27 protein-coding genes are annotated in these 24,675 nt (G+C 36.5%); 1 reads left to right on the top strand and 26 read right to left on the bottom strand.

The genetic code is table 11. From position 1 onward, the window contains the following. Window positions 1–83: 83 nt before the first annotated feature. From LDM90_RS08240 to LDM90_RS08215, 6 genes are all read right to left on the bottom strand, one after another. Window positions 84–647: a hypothetical protein gene (locus LDM90_RS08240; RefSeq protein WP_223896926.1), complete on the bottom strand. Its 564-nt coding sequence runs from the start codon at window positions 645–647 to the stop codon at window positions 84–86. 188 nt (window positions 648–835) lie between these two features. Then, the gene (locus LDM90_RS08235; RefSeq protein ID WP_223898836.1) at window positions 836–1,081 is read right to left on the bottom strand and encodes a hypothetical protein; all 246 of its coding nucleotides are present in this window, start codon (window positions 1,079–1,081) and stop codon (window positions 836–838) included. A gap of 997 nt (window positions 1,082–2,078) precedes the next feature. After that, entirely contained in the window at window positions 2,079–2,441 is a 363-nt protein-coding gene (locus tag LDM90_RS08230) for a hypothetical protein (protein WP_223898828.1), read from the bottom strand. A gap of 122 nt (window positions 2,442–2,563) precedes the next feature. Next, window positions 2,564–2,851, bottom strand: coding sequence for a hypothetical protein (locus LDM90_RS08225; protein WP_223898826.1), 288 nt, complete (start codon window positions 2,849–2,851; stop codon window positions 2,564–2,566). Window positions 2,852–2,864: 13 nt separating this feature from the next. Beyond that, window positions 2,865–3,572 (bottom strand): hypothetical protein, encoded by a 708-nt coding sequence (locus tag LDM90_RS08220; RefSeq protein ID WP_223898824.1) that lies wholly within the window; start codon window positions 3,570–3,572, stop codon window positions 2,865–2,867. 57 nt (window positions 3,573–3,629) lie between these two features. Beyond that, window positions 3,630–3,812: a hypothetical protein gene (locus tag LDM90_RS08215; protein ID WP_223898822.1), complete on the bottom strand. Its 183-nt coding sequence runs from the start codon at window positions 3,810–3,812 to the stop codon at window positions 3,630–3,632. A gap of 305 nt (window positions 3,813–4,117) precedes the next feature. On the opposite strand from LDM90_RS08215, the gene LDM90_RS08210 reads away from it, so the two are divergent. Further along, complete coding sequence (locus tag LDM90_RS08210; RefSeq protein ID WP_223898820.1) at window positions 4,118–5,068, top strand: Abi family protein; 951 nt, start codon at window positions 4,118–4,120, stop codon at window positions 5,066–5,068. A 46-nt stretch (window positions 5,069–5,114) separates the two neighbouring features. Here LDM90_RS08210 and LDM90_RS08205 read toward each other — a convergent pair whose 3' ends face one another. The 20 genes from LDM90_RS08205 to LDM90_RS08110 form a co-directional block, all read right to left on the bottom strand. Beyond that, window positions 5,115–5,594 carry a Panacea domain-containing protein gene (locus LDM90_RS08205; protein WP_223898818.1) on the bottom strand — a complete coding sequence of 160 codons (480 nt, stop codon included), beginning with the start codon at window positions 5,592–5,594 and terminating at the stop codon, window positions 5,115–5,117. Between the two features lie 23 nt (window positions 5,595–5,617). Continuing rightward, entirely contained in the window at window positions 5,618–6,403 is a 786-nt protein-coding gene (locus tag LDM90_RS08200; protein WP_223898816.1) for an N-acetylmuramoyl-L-alanine amidase, read from the bottom strand. Then, window positions 6,390–6,749: a phage holin, LLH family gene (locus LDM90_RS08195; RefSeq protein ID WP_223898812.1), complete on the bottom strand. Its 360-nt coding sequence runs from the start codon at window positions 6,747–6,749 to the stop codon at window positions 6,390–6,392. Before LDM90_RS08195 ends, LDM90_RS08200 begins: the two co-directional genes overlap by 14 nt. Window positions 6,750–6,781: 32 nt before the next feature. After that, a complete protein-coding gene (locus LDM90_RS08190) occupies window positions 6,782–7,012 on the bottom strand; it encodes a hypothetical protein (protein ID WP_223898810.1) in 231 nt (76 codons plus the stop codon). Between the two features lie 12 nt (window positions 7,013–7,024). After that, window positions 7,025–7,408: a hypothetical protein gene (locus tag LDM90_RS08185; RefSeq protein WP_223898808.1), complete on the bottom strand. Its 384-nt coding sequence runs from the start codon at window positions 7,406–7,408 to the stop codon at window positions 7,025–7,027. After that, window positions 7,386–7,544: an XkdX family protein gene (locus LDM90_RS08180; protein WP_187154318.1), complete on the bottom strand. Its 159-nt coding sequence runs from the start codon at window positions 7,542–7,544 to the stop codon at window positions 7,386–7,388. Before LDM90_RS08180 ends, LDM90_RS08185 begins: the two co-directional genes overlap by 23 nt. Next, window positions 7,537–8,019, bottom strand: a complete 483-nt coding sequence (locus LDM90_RS08175; protein ID WP_223898806.1) for a hypothetical protein — start codon at window positions 8,017–8,019, stop codon at window positions 7,537–7,539. Before LDM90_RS08175 ends, LDM90_RS08180 begins: the two co-directional genes overlap by 8 nt. Before the next feature lie 12 nt (window positions 8,020–8,031). Continuing rightward, window positions 8,032–8,328, bottom strand: a complete 297-nt coding sequence (locus LDM90_RS08170; RefSeq protein WP_223896937.1) for a hypothetical protein — start codon at window positions 8,326–8,328, stop codon at window positions 8,032–8,034. 12 nt (window positions 8,329–8,340) lie between these two features. Then, window positions 8,341–9,984 (bottom strand): hypothetical protein, encoded by a 1,644-nt coding sequence (locus LDM90_RS08165; protein ID WP_223896938.1) that lies wholly within the window; start codon window positions 9,982–9,984, stop codon window positions 8,341–8,343. Next, on the bottom strand, window positions 9,953–10,156 hold the full coding sequence (locus LDM90_RS08160; protein WP_223896939.1) for a hypothetical protein: 204 nt from the start codon (window positions 10,154–10,156) through the stop codon (window positions 9,953–9,955). The genes LDM90_RS08165 and LDM90_RS08160 overlap by 32 nt, the downstream gene beginning before the upstream one ends. Beyond that, window positions 10,156–13,431 carry a phage tail spike protein gene (locus tag LDM90_RS08155; protein ID WP_223896940.1) on the bottom strand — a complete coding sequence of 1,092 codons (3,276 nt, stop codon included), beginning with the start codon at window positions 13,429–13,431 and terminating at the stop codon, window positions 10,156–10,158. The genes LDM90_RS08160 and LDM90_RS08155 overlap by 1 nt, the downstream gene beginning before the upstream one ends. Then, complete coding sequence (locus tag LDM90_RS08150) at window positions 13,431–14,204, bottom strand: phage tail protein (RefSeq protein WP_223896941.1); 774 nt, start codon at window positions 14,202–14,204, stop codon at window positions 13,431–13,433. The genes LDM90_RS08155 and LDM90_RS08150 overlap by 1 nt, the downstream gene beginning before the upstream one ends. Further along, window positions 14,191–21,762, bottom strand: a complete 7,572-nt coding sequence (locus LDM90_RS08145; protein ID WP_223898804.1) for a phage tail tape measure protein — start codon at window positions 21,760–21,762, stop codon at window positions 14,191–14,193. Before LDM90_RS08145 ends, LDM90_RS08150 begins: the two co-directional genes overlap by 14 nt. Window positions 21,763–21,766: 4 nt before the next feature. Further along, window positions 21,767–21,949: a hypothetical protein gene (locus LDM90_RS08140; RefSeq protein WP_223898796.1), complete on the bottom strand. Its 183-nt coding sequence runs from the start codon at window positions 21,947–21,949 to the stop codon at window positions 21,767–21,769. Window positions 21,950–21,977: 28 nt separating this feature from the next. Beyond that, window positions 21,978–22,355, bottom strand: a complete 378-nt coding sequence (locus LDM90_RS08135; RefSeq protein WP_223898794.1) for a phage tail tube assembly chaperone — start codon at window positions 22,353–22,355, stop codon at window positions 21,978–21,980. 94 nt (window positions 22,356–22,449) lie between these two features. Next, complete coding sequence (locus LDM90_RS08130; RefSeq protein WP_223898792.1) at window positions 22,450–23,184, bottom strand: phage tail protein; 735 nt, start codon at window positions 23,182–23,184, stop codon at window positions 22,450–22,452. Continuing rightward, window positions 23,184–23,546, bottom strand: a complete 363-nt coding sequence (locus LDM90_RS08125; protein WP_223898790.1) for a DUF806 family protein — start codon at window positions 23,544–23,546, stop codon at window positions 23,184–23,186. The genes LDM90_RS08130 and LDM90_RS08125 overlap by 1 nt, the downstream gene beginning before the upstream one ends. Next, complete coding sequence (locus LDM90_RS08120; protein WP_223898788.1) at window positions 23,543–24,010, bottom strand: HK97 gp10 family phage protein; 468 nt, start codon at window positions 24,008–24,010, stop codon at window positions 23,543–23,545. Before LDM90_RS08120 ends, LDM90_RS08125 begins: the two co-directional genes overlap by 4 nt. Next, window positions 24,000–24,353, bottom strand: a complete 354-nt coding sequence (locus tag LDM90_RS08115) for a phage head completion protein (RefSeq protein WP_223898786.1) — start codon at window positions 24,351–24,353, stop codon at window positions 24,000–24,002. The genes LDM90_RS08120 and LDM90_RS08115 overlap by 11 nt, the downstream gene beginning before the upstream one ends. Further along, a complete protein-coding gene (locus tag LDM90_RS08110; RefSeq protein WP_223896949.1) occupies window positions 24,310–24,675 on the bottom strand; it encodes a head-tail connector protein in 366 nt (121 codons plus the stop codon). The genes LDM90_RS08115 and LDM90_RS08110 overlap by 44 nt, the downstream gene beginning before the upstream one ends.

The following is a 24,675-nucleotide window of genomic DNA, read 5'->3' as shown; positions in this document are numbered from 1 at the left end:
TTCCAATCTTAATTATTTATAAACTGATTCCTACTTAAAAATACCACTAATATTGCCTTACTTCAGTTTCGCTTTTATTTAATTTAGAAAACAAAGTCTGAATCAGAATAAGTGTTTTTCTTCAAAAACAGTCCTTGATGTTCTACTAATTTGTCAATTATTTCTAAACCTTTTCCAGTAAGATTGTAAAAATATGTACTATACTCATCTTCAATACTCATTAATGAAGTCTTACCATCATTCTTAAAAAGTATATTAATTCCTTTGCTATTTTCCATAACCATCATTTTAATCAAAGTAGCTATAGCATTTAAACCGACATGTCTTATATCTTTAAACACTAAATCTGGATAAATAGGTTTAGTATATTTATTCTTTTTTAAATAAGTTAATGATCGAGGATCAGTATCTTTATCCCATTTATCTATAAAAACTTGCGAATCATAATAATATAGAATAGTAAAAGCAATAAAGACTATTTTATTTGCAAAATCAGGCTTATAATTTTTTTCTAAATAATCTGCCAGTTCTGAATAATCTTCATTGGGAAAAGTTATTGGTACAAAATCTATATAATAATCATCTTTATGGCTTGGCTTTGGACTTGCCAATTTTACAATTAACTCATAGGCTTTTTCGGGTTTCATTTTGTTATCTCTTACTTTCTTAAAATTTTACCATTTTTTGATAATGTAGCAACTCTTTTTAATTTATTAGGTTTATAAAGTTTCCATTCACTTCCACCATGTGGATGATTTCCTCTATCTTTTTCAATTCTCCAGCCTCCCTTTTCTTCATAGGTAGGGGTTTTTTTGCTTTTTATTTTTTTAGAAAACTATTTTAAGTTTACATAACCGGCATTACCAGCTTTTTTCAAACGATTAGCTATTTTTTTGGCTACTGCAGGTATAGATTTCCTTTTACTTTTTGTTTTCTTTCTAATTTTTTTAATTTTTTTTGAGTTAATAGACTTCTTTACTAATTTATAAATTGAAGACCCCACTTTATATACGAGACCACCAACAATCATCACACCTGTAGCTGTAATAAGTACTTTGCCAAGACCAGGGACAAAATACAACCCAGCAGCGATAGCATGTTCGGTTTTTGATGCCGTTTTTTTACTTTTATGTTTTTTTACACTTTTAGTCGAACAAATTTTTTTTAATGTTTTAGATATTTTGTTCTTACTATTATTTCTTTTTTATGATACCATTTTCATTAATTTCTGATGCAAAAACAGTATTACTAAAGCTAAAATTGAATAAAAGAGAAACAGATATAATAGCTATAAAAAGCTTTTTAATTTTTTTCATTTTCATCCTTTACTTTCACACTAGTTATTTCTATACGCAATACAGTTATAATAACATATGTTATTTTTTAATCAATATGAATTTGCAAAAATGTGAAATGGAATTATTTTTAATTCCTTTATACAAAAAATTAATTAAAATATATCACGAGTAATGAGAAGAATATAATTTACCCATCTTAGAGTTGCAGGAAGAGTTAATGTAAGCATCATACTATCACTGAAATTTTAAATTTTCTTGTTTGTTTTATTTTTCTTTTTCATTATAGGCGTCACTGGTAAGCTTTATAATCTCCACCAGTTTGTTTTAGGATTATATGTTAATCTGAACTTACCTATAGTCATTTTATAGCCAGTAATCATTACAATTTAATTTTTCATAGAAAAAATGTAGAAAGAAAATAAATAGTTACCACTCCCAGAGGTAATTTATAATAGTAATTTTAATTCCAAACTCTTCTAATTTTGACAGATATATCAAAGATTAGCCCGTCTTTACTTTACAAAAAATATGCCGTCTAAAATATGTCTTTCAGGTAATTTGGAAAAAATTTAAAAAAACAAAAATGCCCTTATACCAGTGTTTAAATAACCTGATATAAAGGCAAAAATGTAATTATTGGGATATCCGGGCTCGAACCGAAGAAAACTATAGTATTTTATAGAATTTTATAAATATAAAACGTTGATTTAATAGGAAATAGCATTTTATAAATTTATAAAAACTATATCACTGATGGGCAAATTGATGGGCAAATTTTGGTTATGTTTTTATTTGGATATTATTGATATTACTAAGTTCCACGTCAATATCATTTATTATTATTTTATTACCATTGTACCCTTTAACTAAGCCTTCAATGTCAGGCTGTATTTTCTTGTCCAAAGTTTTTTCCTTTAGTTGAACAGAAACCATTTTATTATTTGCGAATGCTTGTAGTAAAACCTGGCTGATCTCAACTTCAGACATAGAGTATTTCTCGGAATATTCTTTAGCATTGTTTTCTTCGTCTTTATTAAGAGCAGCAATATGGTCACTAAGCATGAAACCTTGCCATTTTTTCATACCTCTGTCTTGATAGTTTTTAAAAAAGTTGTTTACAGTATCGTTAAAATTATTTTCCATTTTTCCCACCAAACATTTGTTTGTTTTTATTATAAAATGGTAGTGCGGAGAGCGCAATTTTAAAGGCTTTAAATATTTTTTTGACAAATAAATAACCGTCCTAGCGGTTAACCAGGGCGTTTTTATATGGTTTCGTTTTCTTTTTTTAAATTCTCGAGAAGATCTATAGACTTAATCTTCTTTCTTAAAAAATTAGGATAAGTTTTTGCGACTTCTTTATCAAAATTTTCAATATCCGTGTATTCTGGATTGCCTATTTCATCTGGATCGTTCACAGGGAAATAGTCGAAATATATTTCCTGACCATTCTCCATTACTTTCCAATATGCCCAAACATCAGTATTGCCAAATTCAGTAATGTCTTTTTCTAATTCGTTGATTAAGTCTGTAGAGTCAAACGAGTAGTACATATTAAATCCTTTTTTAAAATTCAGAGTTAAAAATTTTTGTCCAGTCATCAGTAATTGAATCAATATCAGCGTAACTGTCTTGATTGTTGTGATCAGCAACTCTGATTTCACGGCATTTATATGACGTATTGCTGAAATCAAAGGTAGCATCGTTTTGGTGCTTTCTGCGTATTGCCTGAAGCTCTTTAGCTTCCTTTACAACGCTATCCGGGACAACGGTCAGGTATTCACTAGGGCTATGTAACTCACCTTCACCACCATTATACCAACTTGAGTGGCTATTTTTAACTTTAATTACAGCGAGGTCTTTATTCTGAATATTGTCCCAGTTTGCTGAATTAATAATTTTAACTAATTTCAATGCACGTTTTGTGTCAGCTTTAGTTTCAGATTCTAATTTTAACATTGCAGCTAATTTTTCTTCAGCAGCATTTTTAAAAACCTCAGCTTCATCAGTTGATAACCCTTTAAGTTCTGTTTTAGAAAGCTTACCACTGTTGGTGAATTTAGTAAAAACGTGTTTTCTTAATCTCCAAAAGCGTTTACGGTTAGGGCTTTTAGTTGGATCATCGGAATCTCTTTGGAAGTCAGCTGATGAAAGATATTCGCTAAAATCAAAGTCATCATAGAATTCATCACCGTATTTTGCAGGAGCATTCTTGCACCATTCACCAGTTTTTACATTGTGATAAAATGCTACTTTAATTTGTCTAACGATCATTTTTGCTGACCTCCTTCTTACTTTCTAATTATATAATACACTATTTAGAGTACATTGTCAAGTATTTTCTAGAATTTTTTTTCGCTCAACCACATATTCTTCAATGCTTTCCAGATCTTCTTCAGTGGCTAATTTTAAGATAAAATTTTTCGTAGTTGAACGTTTGTTTAAGTATAATAAACGGTCTTTATTATTTTTGTCCCACTTACTATTTGCACGTTTTCTGGCATCAGTTACCATAAATTTGAACCTCCTTTTACATATTATGTGATACACTCATTGTAGTACATTGTCAACTATTTTATAAAAATATATTGTAAAAATGAAGTTATATTTTTTGATTTAAACATTACTAGTTTGTAGAAATAAATGTCTTACAAATTTTAAAATATTTACATATTATGGAAAAAATATTTACCATTATTATTGACAATGATCATTAATAATGTGATACTTTAATTGTAAATCAACCACTTCCGTTGTCACTTTTGTGCCAGATACGTCTGAATACGGAAGCCTTTTTTGTATATAAATAAAAAATAAAAATGAAAAATCCTCAGCAATTAGATTTTGAAAAACAATTAAAACGATTATCTGAATATGGCATAAAATGCAAAAACGACAATCATGATATTAACATTGAAACCCTTGCAAGTATTGGATATTATGATTTAAAAAGATTTGCATTTCCATTTAATATTGCTAAGCACAAGGGCAAAGCTAATTTTAAAAATATAAGTTTTGATCAATTAGTGACACGTTACTATCAAGATAAAAATTTACGTATTTATATTTTACATGCCATTGAATGCATTGAAGTATACCTTGAAAACACTTTTGCTTATATTTTAGGTAAAGAGTATGGGCCCTTCGGGTATTTAAATTTTAGTTCATGGTGTGACAGGAAAAATAATGAACGCTTTTATATTGAAGAACAACAATATTTTTTCAAAAAGAATTTATTAAAAAAGATGAGGTATGCTAGTAACCCCAGTACAACCAATCAAAAAAATTTGCGGGATGGCTTTCCTACAGTTTGGCTAATGGTTAATACGTTAACTTTGGGACAGTTAAAAAAGTATATTGAACTCGCTTCACCACAAAATAGAAAGAATTTAGCACTTTTCTTTAATGTTAATAATGTCACTTTGGAATCGTGGATTGATTGTTTAGTTTTGGTCAGAAACATTTGTTGTCATAATTCAGATTTAATAGATATTAAACTAAAAACTCACCCAAAGATTCCGAAGAAATATGCGAAGAAACTATATAAAGATAATAATAACAGGTATTCTGACAGAATTGGCATTGTTATTTTTATTATTGTTTCAATGATGAATTATATAAATCCTAAGTATGACTTTGGAAATATATACAGGTCAATCAAAACAATCGTTGGAAAAGATAATAAATTGGCAAACCAACTTGGATTTAAAAATTATAATTCAATAAAAGCTTTGCCTCGAACTAGGCATCATAAAAGCAAGAAAAAATAAGCCACCCAGAAATTAATCTGAGTGGCTTATTTTATATTTTTTTGCATTACTTTAATTTTGAACCATAAAAAATATACATATCTTTATCAGAAATTACATTTTCGCTTGGATCTAGTGGATTAGCATCACCCCTAGCATGAAGCCACGGCTGTTCTTGATGTGTTAATCTTTCTAGCTGATTACCACTAAATTCACCATATATATCATTTATTTGTTGAATTAAATCTAATACATCGGGGCTTTTAATAGGTGTCGAGGACTTTTTTGGTGAAATAGGATTATAGCCAAAATTTGTATAACAGGAATATAACTGGGGGTCAACGGGGCCCTGTACCCAAGCTTCAAACTTACAATTAAATAACTTATTTTGCAAATTATTAACAGAATCATTAAAAAAGACCAATCCCCAAGCATATGCATAATACATTAGTTTTTGCATTTTTTTAGGTGTAGCATCACCAGCTTTACTATTTTCTACAAACCAATTTGCGATATCTGATTTGCTATATTTTTCATTATTTTGCATTTTTCACCTAAGCTTTAAGCATTTTATTTAAACTTTCCTAAGGCTTTACCGTACTTGTCTTTTCCGACAATATAGCCATAGCCATTAGCACGAGGCTGTCTTAACCATAGACGTTTAGGACCTTGCAATACCGCATCATACTTAATTGCACTGCCTTTAGGGAGTGTAGCAATAGCTGGTGCACTAATATGTGGTGAGGTATGTAGTTTCAAAGCCTTGCCTAAAATAAAGATACCTGGCTTTTTAACCCAAGATGATTTCTTACCTATTTTTTTCGTTATAGTAGCCTTGCCACCTACACCATGAGCAATATCGTGTGCAAATTGTTCCTTGCTAATACCAATTTTTGAAAGATAGCCATATGGATCACTATGGTCTGTGTTGCCTAAATGCTGTGTGATCCAGTTATGCGTCTTAACACCACGTTTGGCAGAGGTATCAAGTGTTAACGGAATACCATACTTTTGAGCGTATTCACGAATCAGGCCAATGTAATTGCGGTAGGCTTTCTTAGCTCGTGTTTTATCAGAAAACTCGCACAGCTCAATCTGCATTGGCGAGCGTTGATTACCATAATAGCCACAGCCCCACGCTACATAGCCTAGATCACCCACTAAGTAGCATTCTTTGTCGTCGACAACTAAATGCACGTAGGTCTGTGCCGTGTTAATGCCAGCCTTCATGTTGTGGGCAATAGCCCAGGCTTCACCATTAGGTGTTGCTGTTGAATGTACAACAATAAAATCTCTTTCAGCAAGTGTTGACGCACCCTCATTTACAGACAGTGCATACTTTTTATTTAGTTTCATTATTGGCCACCCCTTTGTCAGTTTTAGCTTTATCAGCATTGATAGTTTCTGCTAGCTCTTTTTCAGCATATGCTTTGATTGCTTCTTCAAGTTCGGGAGTAATATTAATACCATATTTGCGTAAAATGTTGGCTACGCTAGTTACAACAATATTCATTTTGGCTGAACCATCATTATTAGTAGTTTCTGCTTCATGAACAAATGCTGCAGCTAAATCAGGTATCTGTGCCAGCCACTTATTCTTAATGGTGTGATTTATGCTGTACAGCTTAAAACCGATCCAAACAATAATAGCAACTGCAATCAGTCCATAATATCCGAAATTTAAAATCTCACTGATACTCATTTTTTAAAAATCCTTTCAACAAAAAAAGAACACTATTTAGTGTCCTCTAACTTCTTTTTTAATTTTTCGTATTTTTCTTCAAGCTCAATTCGTCTTTTGCGCTCATTCTGATAATCTTCTAGCAGGTTATCTCGCTCCTGCTGCAGCGTTTTAAATTTATCTCCATAGTTTTCGTGGTGACTTGTATGAAGTGACGCAAGCAGTGTAGTTATAGCTCCAATTAGAGCAGTTATTACACTCAATGCGCTGACAAATATGTTCACCAAACCACCTCTTTAACTTTTCCATGCAATCCAAATGATAAAGATAAAAATTACCGCGTCTTCAATAACCGTATGTGCCATGCGTAATTCATGAGCCAAAGAAGCATGCCAAATTTGAATGCATGCAAGCATAAAAATGACTGATCCGGATAAAATTAAAAATATCTGTTGCCAAGCCTTATTTCTGTTACCAGTTATGGCCATTACGAGAAGTCCGAAACCTAAAAACATAATAATAAGATCCAGTCGCTGATCGTTCATAGCTTTAGTTAATTCTGGCGGCCAGAAAAAATAATTCCTGTCTAACCAAAGAGAAGCACCAATCGCAATGATTGACGCCCCAATAATAAATTGCACAAAATTATTATCAATATTATGACAAAGTCGGCGCAACATAGTTATCACCCGTTATTTTTTGGTAATCTTTATCTGTTAACCAACCTAACTGCACAAAATAAGCCACATCAGCTTTACCATACATTTTAGCCTCATAAAACTGTGTGACTAGCGCTCTATAAATATCATTAAGCATTAGTAGTGCCTCCATTCTGTGTGCTATCGCTGGTAGCTGGAGCCTTAGGACTAGTGGCACTGCCAATTAGTTTTAACATGTCCGCTTGCCCTTGAACAATAGTGTTAAGTTTATCTTTAATATCATTGTTGTCCTTAGTTACCTGCTCATCTGATTGCTTTAAAGTTTTGACAGCTTTTTCAACTTCATTTAAACGATAGCTATTATTAGTAGCATCCTGTTCAAACCATTGGTGAGTCCGCCAATCATATTTTGGATTATTAAATCCTGTTGGTTCACTCACCACAATTGGCCATACGTCATGGTCATATTTTCTTGTTAACAACATAGGTTCACAGTCGGCGCCATCTATGCCATCGCACGACTTGTAGCCAACCTGCACAAACATGCTATCGTTATCAATACGTTTTTTTAAGTTATTGGCTACATCTTGCCAATTTTTATTTTCTGTAGTATTAGTTGTTTCGTCTGCCATAATTTTCTCCTTTTATAAAATACTTACATCACTAGCTTGAACCCACCCGCTTTTAATATCTGACATTACACCTATTTTTGGGTTAGCTACATAAAAGCAGTCCATGGCTTGTGCTAAAATCACAAACCCTGTTGTTCCCGCTTCATAAACAGAAGCGGAGCCATTATTGTAGAGTTTACCGTCGGGTGCTAAAGCGTAATTGGTTCTAAATTCTTTTAAAAACTTAACTTCTTTGCCAATCACTTCGGTGGAATCAAATTGCTGACCTTTTAGAAATAGATGGTTAACTTCATTGTCATTAATTATCATTGCATCACTTCCTTATTTAGACCCAACTAAGACTTGTGGATTATTCTCTGAATAGGATTTAGCATCGCTAATTGAGCTTGAGTAATGGAACGTTTCGCGAGCTTCAAGTGCCGTTATCTTATTAAGGGCTAAATTAATGCTATTTTGCATTGTTGATATTGGAAGATTATTAATCTTAGCTGTTAGCATATTTTCTAAAGTTTCTGCATCAGCTTTAGTCTCATACTTTGACAAGTCGGGATCAGGAACAGTTAATTTAACCAAGCCGTCATTATCTGGTTTTGCAGCAGAACCACCGTTAATGCTTATTTGCTTAACACGAGAATATATGTCTTTTAAATTGATAAAAGTATATGTATATATCAGACTGCCACCTGTATCGTAGGTAATTCTGTGCCATATTTCATAATTTCCAACGTTTGGTTGCAAAACAAACTGATGCCAATACGGTTGGCCATACAGCGAAGACTCTCCAGCAATCTGTAAAAGATATGTTAGTTTCCCAGCGACATATCCCTGGGGTGCCTTATAGGACCCAAATGCTAAACCGTTTTTAGCAATATAAAAACCGGCCTTTGTTATTTTGTCAGGGTCAATCGTAGTGTCAATATCCATAGGGCTATTAATAGTATTAATATTAGCAATGGTTTTGTTAAAATCTTCTTTTTTAACATATTGTGTAAAATCAACGTCTTTAATCTTACTAATTGCATTGTTAGCTGCATCTATTGCTTTTTGAATATCTGCCTGCGTATCTTCATCATTTTTTAGCTCTTTCTGCAGCTTATCCAATTGACCTTGAAAATCAGTAACAGTTGAATTTTTCCAATTAACGTAATCAGCTTGTATTTTATTAAACTTATTCTGTAAATCTAAAGTTAAATCTACAATTGCAGTCTGTTTATCGCTTTCAAGTTTAGCAAGCGCAGCATCATTAGCTTTTTTATTAGTAGCTAATTGATCATTAGCGTCGGCTTGAATTGCTTTTTTCTGCTGTTGATAATCTGTATTAATTTGATCAGTTTGTTTTTTCCAATCATTTTGCAAATTAGTTAAGGCTTGCTGTTCATTGCTTAATTCAGTTTTCCAATTAGCAATTAATTCATTAGCTGAATCAATGACTTTTTGAATATTACTGTTGCCCGTATCAACAGCATCTTTGATTTGCTGATTGAATTTAGCCAACAAAGCCGCATTATCGTCTTCCGTACGCTGGATAATAGCCTTATAATGCGTCTCCAGTGCCGTAAGTGTGGACACGTAGTTATCGTTGTTAATGTGGATAGTGGCGTCTTCAATGACCTCGATGTTAAAGCTCTTGGTTGTATCAATAACATCCCCTGACGGTGTGCTAATGCTAAACCATGCTTCGCCACTGGCTGCATAGACAGAATCAGCTAACTTATATCTGAATCGCCCAGCAGTATCGTTGAGTCGCTCAAAGTTTTCTTTTGCACTGTCAACAACGATCTTGCCACCGACCTTATTTTCAGAAAAAGTGATTACTTTGTTGGTCAGGTCATATCCCGAACTATCTGCATCCATGATTATTACTTCCAGCGTTAAGCCTTTTTCGCCTTGTCCTATTTTTCGGACATGATCACTGACTATGCTTTCAGTCTTATTAGTCGCTAGGTTTATCACGGCTAGGCTCATGTTTATTGACCTCCCTTCTTAATGCTTTATTATCTTCTTCTAGCTGAGCATTTCGTTTATTTAATTGCAAAATCTTTTGCTTCAAATGCCCAATTTCAAGAGATTCTGTAGCAATAAGACCAGCTAAGTTTTGTGCTACTAACTGTTCACTGTTTAACATATTTTCATTCATCAAATTGAGCCTCCAATTATTGCGCTTGACTTAATATGAGCATTAATGTATGCTCCCAAATTAGTATGTTCAGAAGCTGACCACATTACATGACCATCGTCACGATTGATTGATCTCCCAGAAATAGTTATTTGTCCAACATCAACTTCATAAAAAGTTCCTAGTCCATGGACAGTTAAATATGGTGTGCTAATCATACCGTCTTCAATAAACGTATTGTTGCCAATATAAATACCAAATTGGTCTCCGCCATAAGCATTACCAATTTGAATAGTCCGTCCCCCATTTCTGTCACTAACTTCTAAAGAACCTTCGATCGTACCAAGTGCATGAATTGTGTCAACATCAATGTGACTGGCATCTAATTTAGGGATAATAGCTTCATCAACATAAAGTTTGCCATGAGAGCCATCCCAACCAATACCAGCATGGAAGCCGCCTTGAATGTCATACCAACCTAAGCCACGATTGTTAAAGACCATCTTGTGATCACTAGCAGCAGCATCAATTTCGACTACGTTATCCCAAGATTTAGTGCCATCAGCACTAACTGGATATAGGACAACGCCATCCTCACCACCGTTTTTAATCCAATCGCCAAATTCTTGAACTTTAACAGCCATTTCTTTCATGTGATTTTCGAAAACTTCTAGGTCTTCTTTTTCGTCACCTAGCTCTTTAGCTAGTTTTTGAAAAGCTAATTCACGATTTTCGCCTTCAAGTTTTAGAGCCTTGTTAATATACCCGGCAAAGTCTTTAACGTGATTAATTGAATTTTTGGCACGTTTAAACTTTTCGCTGGACTTATCTTCTATCTCTTTTTGCATTAAATGCAAATAGCTTTCAGGTGGTTGTCCTAGTTGAATTTGAACATAATGATGGTCTAGGCAGTTGTAAACAGTACCACAAACTTCAGCTGTTTCCTGTATATCGTATGGTTGAAACCTGACATAAACACTGTCGTAAAGGCTAAGCTGTGTCCAATCGGCATTAATACCTGACATTTCTGCATATCCAACTGTTGTAGACACATCAATATGACCATATCGATGTTCTTTTAGATAGTTATTACCAAGCTGTGTTAATTGGTCAATATCTGCTTGCGTTGCAACAAAAGACCCATCAGGCTGTTGTCCTGATAGGTCTTGGTCGTCATGTTTAAAATTACTGCTTAAATCCACTGTATTAACTTTGTCGATATTGGGATCAATGCCAAAGCCTTCTGCGTACAATGGTCCAACTTTAACAACAACTTCTTTTTGCGATTCATCCACGCTTGCATCGTAACTGCTGCCATCATCATCACCATCACTATCTTCAGTATCGTCAGGAGCATGAAGAGTAGAGTTGGTTAAATTGTCTTCAGGAATCCATCCTGTATGTCCCTTATATGTAACTTCGACATAAGTTTTGCCATCGCCACCTTTGGCTTCATGGCCACCAATAGTAAAGTCTCCGTTTGCTGAACTAGCACCTGAAGGTATCGACCAGTTAGAAGCATTGCGACTATCAGGGGTATCATAAATTTCAACTTTGGAATGGTCTTTTAACTTTTGCTCTAGGATTTGATCCCACGACTTTGGCTTAACGCTACCGTCCTTATGATAATCAATAGAGCCAGAGGCTATCCAACCATACTTAGTGTGATAATAAGTTGTCCCTCCTTGAACAATGGTTTTGTCAATTTCAGCCATGCCAGAATGTGCCTTGACCTTAACTTTTTTCTTTTTTTCTTGCCAATACGCTTTGTTCGGAACCTTATGTCTATTTTTACCAGAGCCAACCCATCGATAAGGCTGTTTACTGCTGCCGTGGGCATCGATCGTAGTGGTAGTTGGGATCATCTTATGATTCTTTGCGTCCCACTGATATTTGATAGCACCATCTTTAATGTAACCATAGCCGCTATTGGTGTATGACTTATAACTTCCATCTTCTGTTAATGACAAATGCGGACCATATAGCCATTGATGATCGCCAATGCGATACCATAAGTCCCCATTTTGATTGCGCTCAACCATATCATAGTGGACGATCGCACCATTCTTATAAGTTTGACCAGTTCGATAATGATCTGCCCCAATTTCTGGTGAATAGTAAACATGGATTACGCCACCAGGCTTATAAGCTACAACTGCTGTGCCTGATACGCTAACTCGTGAACCTGCACCATCTTCGTCAAAGACATTGCCAGCCTGAACAACACCGTCACCAACTATATTGTTGACTAAATAGTCTCCGCTTTGATCAAAATTAAGCCAGTTAGCGTCAATCCAGCCGCCGCCTTTAATTGGATACCAATCATCGCCATTAACAGTATTAATCTGATACTTACCATCGGGCGTAAAATCACCATCATGGACTGGATTACCTAAGTTAATTTTGTTACCGTTCGTTAGGGTGTCTAGCAGTTTCTGCCCTTCTACTGGTGAATCATAAATGTTAACAGAACCACCAGCCATATAGACACTTGCTACATTGGCATAGTCTGAATCCCAATTGTTCCAATCCGTATTATCTTCAGTCGCAATGGCTTGCCCAGGAGTATAAGTAACAACAAATACTGCGCCAGTCCACATGTTCTCAATATTGCGGTCTTGGGAGATAGTCTGAACATTCTTACCATAATCAACAATTATGCCAGTGTCTGAGCCTGCATGTGCTGAATGATGAATATCAAAGTTGTCAAACTCTAATTCTCCGCCAAATAGACCCAACACTGATTGAACGGCAGTGTCTCCTTCTTGGTCAGGATCAATCAAAATAGCACCTGCTTGTAGACCTTTTTCAATATTAATATTACTTACGCTGAGAACGTCGCTATCAAAAGTAAAGCTTTTGGCAGGCTGCATTATATTGAGCACCTGATTCATTAAATCTTGAGCAGATCCAGGATTAAACTGAATAGTATCGGACACTGTTGCATCATTAAGTGTTGACGCAATATGGTTAGCATCTATTACTACTTGTGACTGTTCTTGTTGAACATGCACAATTTTAAAAATTTGATGTACAAACTTATAGTTAACGTCTGCAAGAATATAGGTATTCTCTACTAGCTTTTTAACATGTATACCATCTCTGGGATATGTTAATTGCAAAGTTGGAAACTGGTTATAATTCCAAGTTACCTGACAACTAATAGCATCCCGTAAAGTTAGACCAGGTGTCGTAAAATCACTGTTAACACTTTGATACCAGTGGGGATAATCTAGCAGGTAATCATATTGTTCAAAATTTATCTCTGGTATTTTACCAATTGTAATTTTTGCCATTAAATTAACCGCCTCCATCTTGGCATATATTCGATTTGGGTAATTATCCCTGCTTCGGCTGTAGCTGAAATATTATTATGACCAGGAGGCAATTCTGGTGGCAGCAAGTTAGGAAAGTGAGTTTGATTATTAAACAAAGTGCCACTAGCATCTGTTGTATCACCTGTATCGCCATTGAGCCAAAACTCGCCGTTTAAATTGTCAAATTGATAACTTAGATCATTAACGGTTAACATAAATGATCCCTTTGTTACAAAGTGCCAGTTAGGTATTGCAATTCTAGATTCGCCATTATAAACATCTCCATTTTTGGGCAAATCAATATAGCTAATGCCATTAACTCGATATTCAAATGGTTCACAATAAAAAGTAATCTGACCAGTACCTAAATTTGGAGTCTGCGGATCCCAATTAATTGTTGGCGCAGTCATTACAATGGCTTTATAAGCGTATTGCGGATCAATATCAAACTGTAAATATTCATACTGCTTTTTTCCCTCCACCACAGGACTTGCCAACCAATCGATGAACTCACGCTCCCAATCAAACTGCGTGACATCTAGGGGACGATTAACAATGATATTAAACGTTTTAGTTACATTCTGATAAGAATTATCATCTTCAATAAAATCACCCGAACGACCAGGTATATGAGTGGGATTAAGATCTGGTACTGCAAAGACAGGATCAGCAGGATATTGCACCATAACGCCTAAGTCTGCCGATGATTTGCCTTGATAGATCAAACCTGAAACGTTATTAGAAATTACCACTTAAACCCCTCCTTTGCTTAATTTGGTTTGAGCGTTGATTTTCTTTAAAAAATGGTTCAACAACTTCCCACAAAGTGCGCCCATCGGGTGTAGTTAAAGTAATGTTTGCTGAACCATCTTTATTAACTAATTGTTGCAGGAGTAATAATACTGCTTGTCTAAATTCGTGTTCTTCTTTCTTTTCTTTCTGATCAACAACTGGCTGTTGAGAATTAAAGCCAGTCTGATTGGAAAGAATACCTACAGCTTTTCCGATTAATTCCCAAGCACGAGTGGCTTTGGTTGGAACTAATGGAATTGCCATTTCAGGCCCTTTTTCACCGAAAATAGCGGGCTTATCAGTAATACCACCATTGGCAAACTTGATTGAAGGAGCTAATTGTTCAGCGCGAGTAATATGGCCAGCGTTGTAGCCTCCACGTTCCCATTCAGCTGAAAACTTACCAGCAAGGGAAGCAACACTGCCTTTGCCCTCCAGAATTGACTTGAAGGTAGCTCTATCAGCTGGATCATCACCATGCAGGGCAAACTCTAATTGTGTTGCTGCATCTTGCCAGCTCTTATGGTGCTTTTTAGCGTAAGCTTTTAAGCTAGTTAGACGGCTGTCTAACCATTGACCCAAGCCACTTGCACCACCTTTTGGATTAACAGAACTTGGATCTAGAGTTGACTCAAGCGACCAATTACCCAAAATAGCTGTAATACCATTCTTAGTAGCGTGTGAATCAAGTTGCTTTAAAGCTTTGGCCAACACATTAGCACGTGTGCCAATATCGCCAGTTATTTTGAAAGAGCTGATAGTTTCACTAAGATGTTTTTTAATCCAGGCAATAGCCTTTGAACCAAGCTCTTTTTTCGCCAGTGCTAAAAGTTGTTTGGTTGGACCTTTATGCTTTTTGCTATTGGCGTTATGAAGTCCTTTTACGCGATAGAATCCATAACCCATTGACTTATTGTCTGAGATACGAGATACACGTGCACTTGGTGGTGTCTCATTGAACATTGTGTCCCGTTCAGGATCTTTAACAATACCAACGTGACCTGCTGCACCTGCACCATGGCCGAAGATTACCAGGTCACCTGGTAATGTTTTGGCGATATCCTTGCCTAGATATTGCACACCAGCTGAGTTTTGCATTGCCACAGTTGTACGGCCAATATCTAGTCCAAAGTGTTTAAGTGCCTGTGAGACCATACCAGAGCAGTCACTAGCTGTTTTAGAGGCAGCACCCATAACAAACTTAACACCTGCAAAGGTCTTCTCAGCGTAACGTAAGAAGGCTTCTCGTGTGCCACCTTTGCCGATTCCGTCTCCAATAGCATTTTCAATAACTGTCCAGATAGCCTGTGACCACGGCTCACCATAATGCATGCTTGAGCGTTTGCTCAGATCAGTAAAGTCTTTTTCAATCCTATGTCCTTTAGTAACAACGTTCTTTGTGAACATTGATTTGAAGGCTTGAGCGAAGTTCTTCAGGCTCTTTTCAGCAAATTTACGCAGAGCACTGTGGCTTACTCCAGAGCCTTTGGCAAAGTGTGGCAAGCCAAAGCTATGTGCCAGCTCCAAAGTTTGATAGCCATTAAGAACCTTGTCACCAGCCTGTAATTTAACAATCTGGTTGTCGTATTTCGGTAACAATACATCATTGCCACGGATAACGGCTTCTTGTTTAGGACCATATTCAGCATCATTGACCATTGCTAAGGTATCGTGGGTTAAAGCACCATTGACAGTGCCTCGAGCGAATTTAACTGGCTTGATAACTGCTGTATTGCCGCCAAATTGTGACAATACTTTATTAATGCCTTTAATACCACGGTTTAACTGAGTAATCGTGCCTTTCATATCAGTGCCGGCATAGCCGATCATTTTGTGCAAAGCGTTTTTAAAACCAGTAGCTGTGCTGGTGGCAAGCTTGACTACGCCATTGTGAATTTTCTTCATGGAAGAATTTATTTTTTTCTCCATGGATTCAAATTCACTGGTGGCATTTTTCTTCATGCTCTTAATGTCTTTAGCAACATCTTTGACCATCTTGCTGAAAGTTTTAGAAAAGTCACCTTTACCTTTTAATGATTTGGTAGCTTTTTCGGCCTGTTTAGCAATCTCGTTGCCAAACTTATTTTTCTTAACAGCCTTGTCCAAAGAAGTAACACGCTTATGAGTTGTCGTGATACTCTTTTGTAGCTTTTTAAGACTAGAAGTACCAGTAACCTTGACCTTGATCTTAGGCTTTTTGCCTTTGACCTTTTTAATAGCCTTAGTTAATTTCTTAACTGAAGACTGGCCTTTAACTTTAACAGTAACCTTGATAGTCTTAGACTTTAATTTGCTCAAAGATTTTGCAAGAGAACTTGTTGACTTAGAATTAGCCTTAACTCTTGTGACAGCACTGCTGGTTCTTGTCCCTACGCTGTAGCTAGAACTACTGCTCCTACGTCTAGTTGTTGTTCTACGTTTGGTAGAAGTAGTCTTTTTCTTTGCTTTCGGAGCTGTTGTCAGCTTTTTAAACAATGAATTACTAATCCACTGCGAATGACCAATTCTATGACTTGCACCAGTCAGCAATCCTTGATCAACTAAAGTCTGGCCAGCGTGTTTATTAGGCTTCTTAGAGGCTTTTTTAGAAGCAGAATACTTCTTGCTTAGTTTGTTAAATTCAGCTGTTAAATTTTTAGCACGATCAGCTTGGCCTTTTTTGAGAGCCTTTGAAATTCGATCGCCAAGCTTATCCAGCTCTTTCTTTTGCGATTTGGCTCTAGCTTTGGCTTCAGCTCGTTTCTTTTCAGCAGCTGAATCTTTCTTATCACGTCTCCTATCTAGTTTGTCACGATGGTCTTTGGCATCTTGGTACCTGTGATCCCGTTTTTTAATTTCAGAGTCAATTAATTTAATCAGCTTGCTATTGTCAGCATTGGCTTTAATGACACGCTTAGTACCATTGGCAAAATGGTAGGCCTTGCCAAACATGGTGGCCATATCGTGCGCATTAATTACGTCTTGCCAAGGCATAAGCCTGCGTTTAACGTTGCGGCCATTAACAACTTCAATAGTGCCATCAGGATTCAATACGCCTTCACGGTTGCCTGTTTCTGGGCTATCGTCACCATCATTAAGAATAGCTGGTACACCATAACGCTTGCGCCAATCAGTACCATTTGCAAAATGGAATGCATCGGCAATATCTAGCGTGTCGGTAGCATTTTCCACGGCAGAGGTAATTTTAGCAATGCCCTTGTCTGCATAGTTAGGTATGTCAACTTCAAAAGTGTTTTTAAAGACTTTTTCTAGGTATGATAACCAGTCATTGAAGTGTGAATTAAAGGTCTTAGCATTGCTTTCAAAACTATTAATCAAATCCTTAAAGCCACTAGATTGTTTGCTACGTGACTTTTTAAGTGAATTAGCAACCTTTTTCGGCAAGCCATTCCAAAGATTAGTCCAGTTTTTCTGGTACTGTTTCTTAAACTTACGCAGAGCACTCTCAGCTCGTTTAAATTTTTTTTCAAGCTGAACAACGAAATCGTTTTTGCCACGATTGGAGAAGGCTTTATCAGCCTTCTTAATTTGACTGGCAATTTGTTCGCCAAACTTGTTTTTCTTGATGGTTTTGCTTAACTTTTTAATGCTTGAATCAAGCTGACTGATAGAGCCTTTTTTACCTGATAGCTTGCTTAATGCTTTTACAAAACTAGAAATCGGTTTGATATGCTTTGCAATGTTGCTAATATCCTTGTTGACATCATTAAGGGGCTTTCTAACCGACTTAATCTTATCAATCAGGCCACTGCCCTTTTTACCATTTAATGCTTTAGTAATCTTATTTACATTTTTGGTAATGGCTTTAGTGTCAGCCTTCAAAGTCTTGTTAAATTTATCTAGACCTTTGGCCATGTTGGCAAATGGATTGTTCTTTTTATTAGTAAACTGCTTTGTAACTTTGCCAATTTCTTTAAAGTCTTTGGTGGTGTCATCTAGCTTTTTGTTTAGGTGGTAAATCTTGGTGTCTAGGTTATCAAACTGTTTAGCAACGTCTTTAACCTTAGTGTAAATACCGTCTTTCTTACCGCCAAAGGCTTTATTTAAGTCTTTCAGGCCACTAACAATGCCTTTTTTGCTTTTGCTTAAAGATTTTTCCAGTTTAGGAAGATCTTTGGTTAGAGCCTTAAATGCATCAACTTTGGCCATTGATTTGGCAAAAGTAGCTAAATATTTAAATGCGTCCCCGATAGGTTTAATATCTTTGCTAAGTCGTTTCCAGGTTCTTTCATGCTTAGACAGGGCTTTACTGACACTGTTTAATTCTTTTGAAGGATCGTTCTTTTTAATCGTCTTTTTGACAGTGCCTAAGTTTTTAGCATATTCTTTTAAAGCCTTAGACATAGATTTGACGTTGCTAATGGACTTTTTAGAAACATCCATAGCAGATGCCATAACCTTTTCATCAGTGGCGCTTAATTTAGACTTCTTAGGCTTTTTCTTTTTCGAAGCATTATAATCGCTGTTAAGCCATTTACCAATGCCATTCCAAAAATTATCAATACCCCGTTCCATACCTTTTTGGGCTTTAGCTTTAAGTTTGGTATCACTACCAGCAGAGAGATATGCACCCATCTGTGAAAGAAAGCTTTTAGAATTAGCTCCTTTTTGGGCATTAGTTAGACCTAGATTAAATTTATTTAAATTTTTAACAAAACCGTTCCAGACATCTTGTAAGGCTGGAATAAAACTTTTTTTCCAGTAATGAACAAAACCATCTGCCTGGTGTCTTAAGCCAGCCCAAATTTTTGGAGTATAATCAGCAAATGCTTTGCCAAGAGAGGCTCCTAATGTTCCACCAGTTACAGTTCCTATTCCTGGAACGATAGAGCCCACTGCAGCACCTAAGCCTGCTCCAATAGACATACCTGCTGCTTGACCCTGTGCATGTTGTTGTTGTTTAGCTTTGTGAGAACTTAACCCTCGGAAAATATCAATTGCATCAAATGCTGCTGTGGCACCTAATGCCACTTTGCCAAAGCCTTTAACCGTTATTGGTAAAAGCTTGCCAATTAAGCCTTTACCACTGGCTGCACCAACATCTTCTGCAGCTGTTGTTGCTGGATGAAATATACTCATCCATTTTGATTTGCCAAGAACTCGAGCATTACCTATTTTACCGACCAACTTGCGAGCCCAGCCAAGACCTGAAACTGCACCTGCATCTTCAGCTGCTTTAGTTCCATATTTAAATAAGGCACTAAACTTAACTTTGCCTTTAGAATTTAGAATATTCTTAGAAACGCCAGAAACATACTTCTCTGCATCTTTTTTACCAGCGTTTTCTAGAACAGATTTTCCAAGCCCCAGTGATGAGGAACCACCATTTTCTGTTTTGTTTAAAATTTCTTGAGCAGCAATATTGTCCTTAATTAACTTTTTGGTAGCTATTAAAGCGGCGTTATACTGATCCTGATTGTGTTTGCCAACTAGAATGCCAGTAAACAGGTCGGATAATGTACGCTTAACAGACACAATACCTTTTAGCAGTTTCCAGCCTGCAAAAGCTTCCAGCAAATGCTTACCAAGATTAGTAACTTTAGAAACATTATTGCCTTTTCCAAGCCAAGTTATGAAGTCTGCAACTTTATTAGCAACTTTGCCAATACCAGCTGAGATTTCTTTTAACCCTTTGACTGTTTCTGGTTTGTTGAAGGCTTTAACCAGGGCTGTTGAAGCTTTAGACAAGGCAGGCATCATTGCACTACCAATGTCTATGCGTATTGCATCGACTGCCTCATGGAATTGCTTCTCCTGGTTCTTGGTAGCCTTCATGTTCTTCTGGGCAAGCTTACCAACATAGTCATTCTTGTAAGCACCAGCAACTTGCTTATTGACTTCTCTAAGTTCTTTAGTGTTTGTCGCTAAAATAGCAGCTGCATTTTGACCAGTAGTACCGAAAACATTATGGAAAAAGTTAGACCGATCAGCTTTTGGCACAGCGTCTGCAATTTCCCTGAAAATAGTAGCAATAGGTTTAAGTTTGCCACTTTTATCTTTAAAATCGTTAACAGATAAGCCAAATTTATGAAAAGCATTAGCACCACTTTTTGAAGGATTTTGCAAGCTAATTAGGATCTTTCGCAAACCAGTACCAGCTTGTTGCGCTTCCAATCCAGAGTTAGAAAGAACACCCATTGCACTGGCGGTCTGAGTTAATGTGACACCTGCCGTTTTAGCAGAGGTACCAACATAGTTCATCCCTATTCCAAGTGATTTAAAGTCAGTGGCAGTCGCATCGGCAGCCATAGCAAGCTTGTTAGCTACAATTCTGGTGTTTTGCAACATTCCAGCAGTTGACTTGGTACGCATGCCGAACGCTTCCAAAGTGGAAGTCGTCACTTGCATGGTATCGGCAAAACTATCACCTGAAGCTTTAGACGCTTGCAAAATAGCCTTCATTGCGCCTAATGACTGGCGACCACTATACCCACGCTTAATTAGCTCTTGATAGCCATTCGCAATGTTCTGTTGAGATTCAGCATACTGAATGGAGTATTTACGGCCATCCTTCTGCATACCCGTTACTTCATGAGTAACGTCTCTTAATTTCTCCCCAGAAGTAACCAGTAAGTTAGTGTTTTCTGTATATACTTTCTGTAGAGAGCCTGCTTCTTTTGCACCATTAACTGCAAAAACGCCAAGAGAAGCTACAACAGCTGTGGCTCCCACAGCAGCCGTTTTTACTTTTGCTAAAGAAGATTTTAATGCAGAACTTAATTTAGATGTACTCTGTCTAAGTCTAGTAATACCTTTGTCTGCAACACTAATACCTGTCGGATGGAACTTGTTGAATTCAGCACGTACTTCTTTTTGATTATTTTTTAATTCAGCAAGAGATTTTCCTGTTTTGTTAACACGATTCTCTTGCTTTCTGTAAGCCTCACTATTCTTGCCTGATTCATCTGCGACACGCTTTAGTTCTATTTTCTGCTTGGTTAATTGCTCAGTTAAATTTGTCAAAGATGACTTGTAACTGTTCATCTGAACTTGGGTTGCTTGGAACTCATTGTGTTCAGCTTTTAATCTGGCAACATAGTTTTTCGTGACTTCAGTAGTGCTTTTGTACTCTTTTTGTAAGGAGGCAAGTCCAGACCTGTAGTATTCTAAAGAGCTTTTAGCTTTGGTTTGCTGACTAGTCAAAGACGCTAAACGTGTTTCAGCACGTTGAATCTGACCTTCATTTTTAGCAATTTGTTCGCCATATTTGCCAAACTCTATTTTCCCGTCTTTGGTTGAGCGATCAACATTTTTTTGGGCTTCTACTAAGTGCTTTTGCTCTCTGGTAAGACCTGCAATATAGTCTTTTTGCTTATCAATAGAGTTTTTTAAGCCGTCATATTTAGCTTTTGCAATTTCTGCCGACTGGCCTGAAGCCTTTAACTGAGCTACTTGTGCTTTTAAAGCCGTAGTAGAATTAGTTACCGCTTGGCGAAGTTCTTTCAACGTTCTAACTGGCTGGCTACCGTCTAGAGTAATATCGGTTTCCATACCGCCAACAGGAATTTTACCTGACATCTGGTTACCTCCTTCCTTGTTTGTCTAAATCTGCTGCAAAGTCCCACAATGACTTAGGCCTATCATCTCGTGGACGAGCATTCATTATTTCAATTAATCTTGGAAAATCAGTGTTCTCTGCATCATTAGGAGACATATGGCCAAAAACCAGTAATTGCTGAATCGTGTAATCATAATCTTCGATCATCTGGTCATATTCACTGACTGGATCTTGATCACTTAGTGTCTGTGCTTTTGCTAGAATCTAATCCTAAAACCTTTGCTATTACTTCATTGGCAAGATCTACCACATCCTTAAAATCGGAATCTTCCAATTTTTGTGTTTGCTCATCTGATAAATTCAAGATAGGTTGTAAAAATTTTGAATATGTGTCAATTAGCTTAATTTGAGCATCATAGAAGTCGATCATTGTTTGACTATCAAGCTCTTCGTCCTTTTTGAGAGCATCAACTTTTTTATTAAAAGCATCGAAACTCTCGCTTTCTTTCGCTAAATCACGTTGGGCCACAAGACACATACGCATGTTTTTACCACTAGTTGGTACTTCAAAAGTTGTTAAATGTAATTTCTTACCGTTAATTTTTACTGACATAATATTTATCCTTTCGAAAGAAAAAGAACGGCTGTCATACCGTTCTTTGATATTTATTTTGATTTGCCTACCACTACCCACCCTGCTTAATTAATTATTCGCCAGCTGCTGAACTGTTTCCGGAACCAGGTGTAACAGGATTACCATTAGCATCTGTTGGAGTTTTGCTACCAGCTGTATTGTCTGTCGTGGTTTGACCAGTTAAATATTTCAACATGTTAACATAATCAAAATCACGTTCGTCCGAATACGTTTTTTCGTAAAGTAACAAATCTGTTTCTCTAGCTTGAGCATTAAGTGTTAAAGCATCATGTACTACACTAGGATTTTCTGTATCAGTTTGCATATTTAATTCTCCAGGAACAAAAATTCCACTTGGAAAGCCAAAATACAAATCAATTTGATTGTGTGTGTTATAGGAATGTGCAATTACACCACCATTTGCTGGATTAGAACGTCCTTTTCGTGCAAAACCACCAAATTTATCTTTGACTAAACCAGTCAGTAAATCATAGATAACGTGAGGAATATCGTTAGCAGCTATTGCAATCGAAGGCTGTTCAACGCCAACATTAGCTTCAGCAACCGCATTTGAACCATAAACTTTATTAACTGTTGGAGCTAATCCAGTTATATTCGCTTGTGTTGCACCTTTAGAAGAAGCCATATCAATTTTAAATAGACCTTTTATTTCTTCTCCAGTAGTTGGGTCAAAAACCTTTCCTTTATCACCATCATAAGTAAAGCCACCATTGTCTGGATCAACATTTAATTTGCCATTTTTATCATAGCTCCAAACAATAATGTCATCTAAACCTGTAATTTCCATTAATTTTCTCCTTTAAAATATAAATCGATCTCTAATCTTCCTTGATCATCGAGATAGTGACCGCTGTCTGGCTGTCTACGCCATTTTTTTTGCATTAAAATAGACGCAACTGATTTTTCTAAATCGTCTGCGTCTACTTGACTGTTTTTTGGATAACAAATTTTGACCTGTAAGTCTTTTTGAATCTGACCATAGGCATTACTGCCATGTTCAATTGGTAATTGTGTTACTTCAGAGACTGCAATTAATGCTTTGGTCTCTGAAGTAAGCGAACTTGCTGGTATTAAGTATGAATAGGCTCTCCCTAAACCATCTATGCCAGCCGAGTTCAGCGCGTCAACTACCCGTTTTGCAACGGTCATAATCCCATCACTTCCTTCAGTGCTTTAGCTTCTGCTTTAAGAACGGCATCTCTTGACATCAATTGTGATTTTTCAATAAAGTGCATATTCTTAACTTCTTTAGGACTCATCCCAGCAGTGCCATTATTAACGTATCTGGCAATCATTGCCTGGTACTTATCTTCAAAACCTACTGTTGTGTCCCCAGCCATTACTTTTTCACTCGTAAAGCCAGGCTTAAACGTGATTGAATCACGTAAGTGCTTAGTTTTTCTCGGCTTAAGACCATGACTAGCGTTAATATGGCCCACAGACCGAGCGGTACGATAATGTTCTGAACTAACTGGCGTGTTCCCTTTTAATACTTCAGCAAAAACAGCTGCGCCTGCACCAGTGACCTTGCTTTTTTGAGCAGGTGTAAAGGTGTAGGCTTTTTCGACCTGTTGATACCAATCTTCAAGCTTTTTGTCTAAATCATAGGTCATTAGCATCACCAACCTTCTTTAGGACAATCTGATCATAAGCTGTCGGATTGTTATATGGATCCTGGTAAATATTTGCCACATTGTATTGCTCCCCATTCAATTCCGCATCAGTAATACCAGCCCAACTTTTACGGTGGTGGCAAATTACAATAAAGCTTTGCTTTTTATCTAAACCATCCATTTGAATGATTTGATTGGTAGTTAACTGCCAGTTACCACACAGAGTTGGTTTGCCAATTTGGACAAACTTTTTAACGGGTGAGCCGTTAATATCTTCACCATCGTCAATCGTGCCAAACTTAATTACCTGATTCAGTCGATCCGCATTCTGAAGTTGAACCATTTTGCTGCTCCTCCTCTTCGTACGAAGCAAATTTACCTCGCAACTGACCAATAATAGCCATTGCAGTTGTACTAGCCGTTGCAGATACAGGATGATTAAACCAATTAGCAGCTGTTGCATAGCATGCTAATTTGTATAACGCTTTAATCTCTTCTATTTGGTAAAATTTATCATCTTCGCCAATTGCATTCTGAACATAAAGTTCAGCACCAACTAGCAGGCTTTTAAGTCTTTCCTCTGATTGAACATCGAAAGCTTCATCATCTGGCAAGAAGCCTAATGTACGTTTAAGCTCGGCATCGACTTCCAAAAAGGTAGCCAT

This window comes from Lactobacillus huangpiensis, assembly GCF_019972815.1.
In the GTDB taxonomy this organism is placed as follows: Bacteria; Bacillota; Bacilli; order Lactobacillales; family Lactobacillaceae; genus Lactobacillus; species Lactobacillus huangpiensis.
This window is presented reverse-complemented; position numbering and strand designations above follow the sequence as displayed.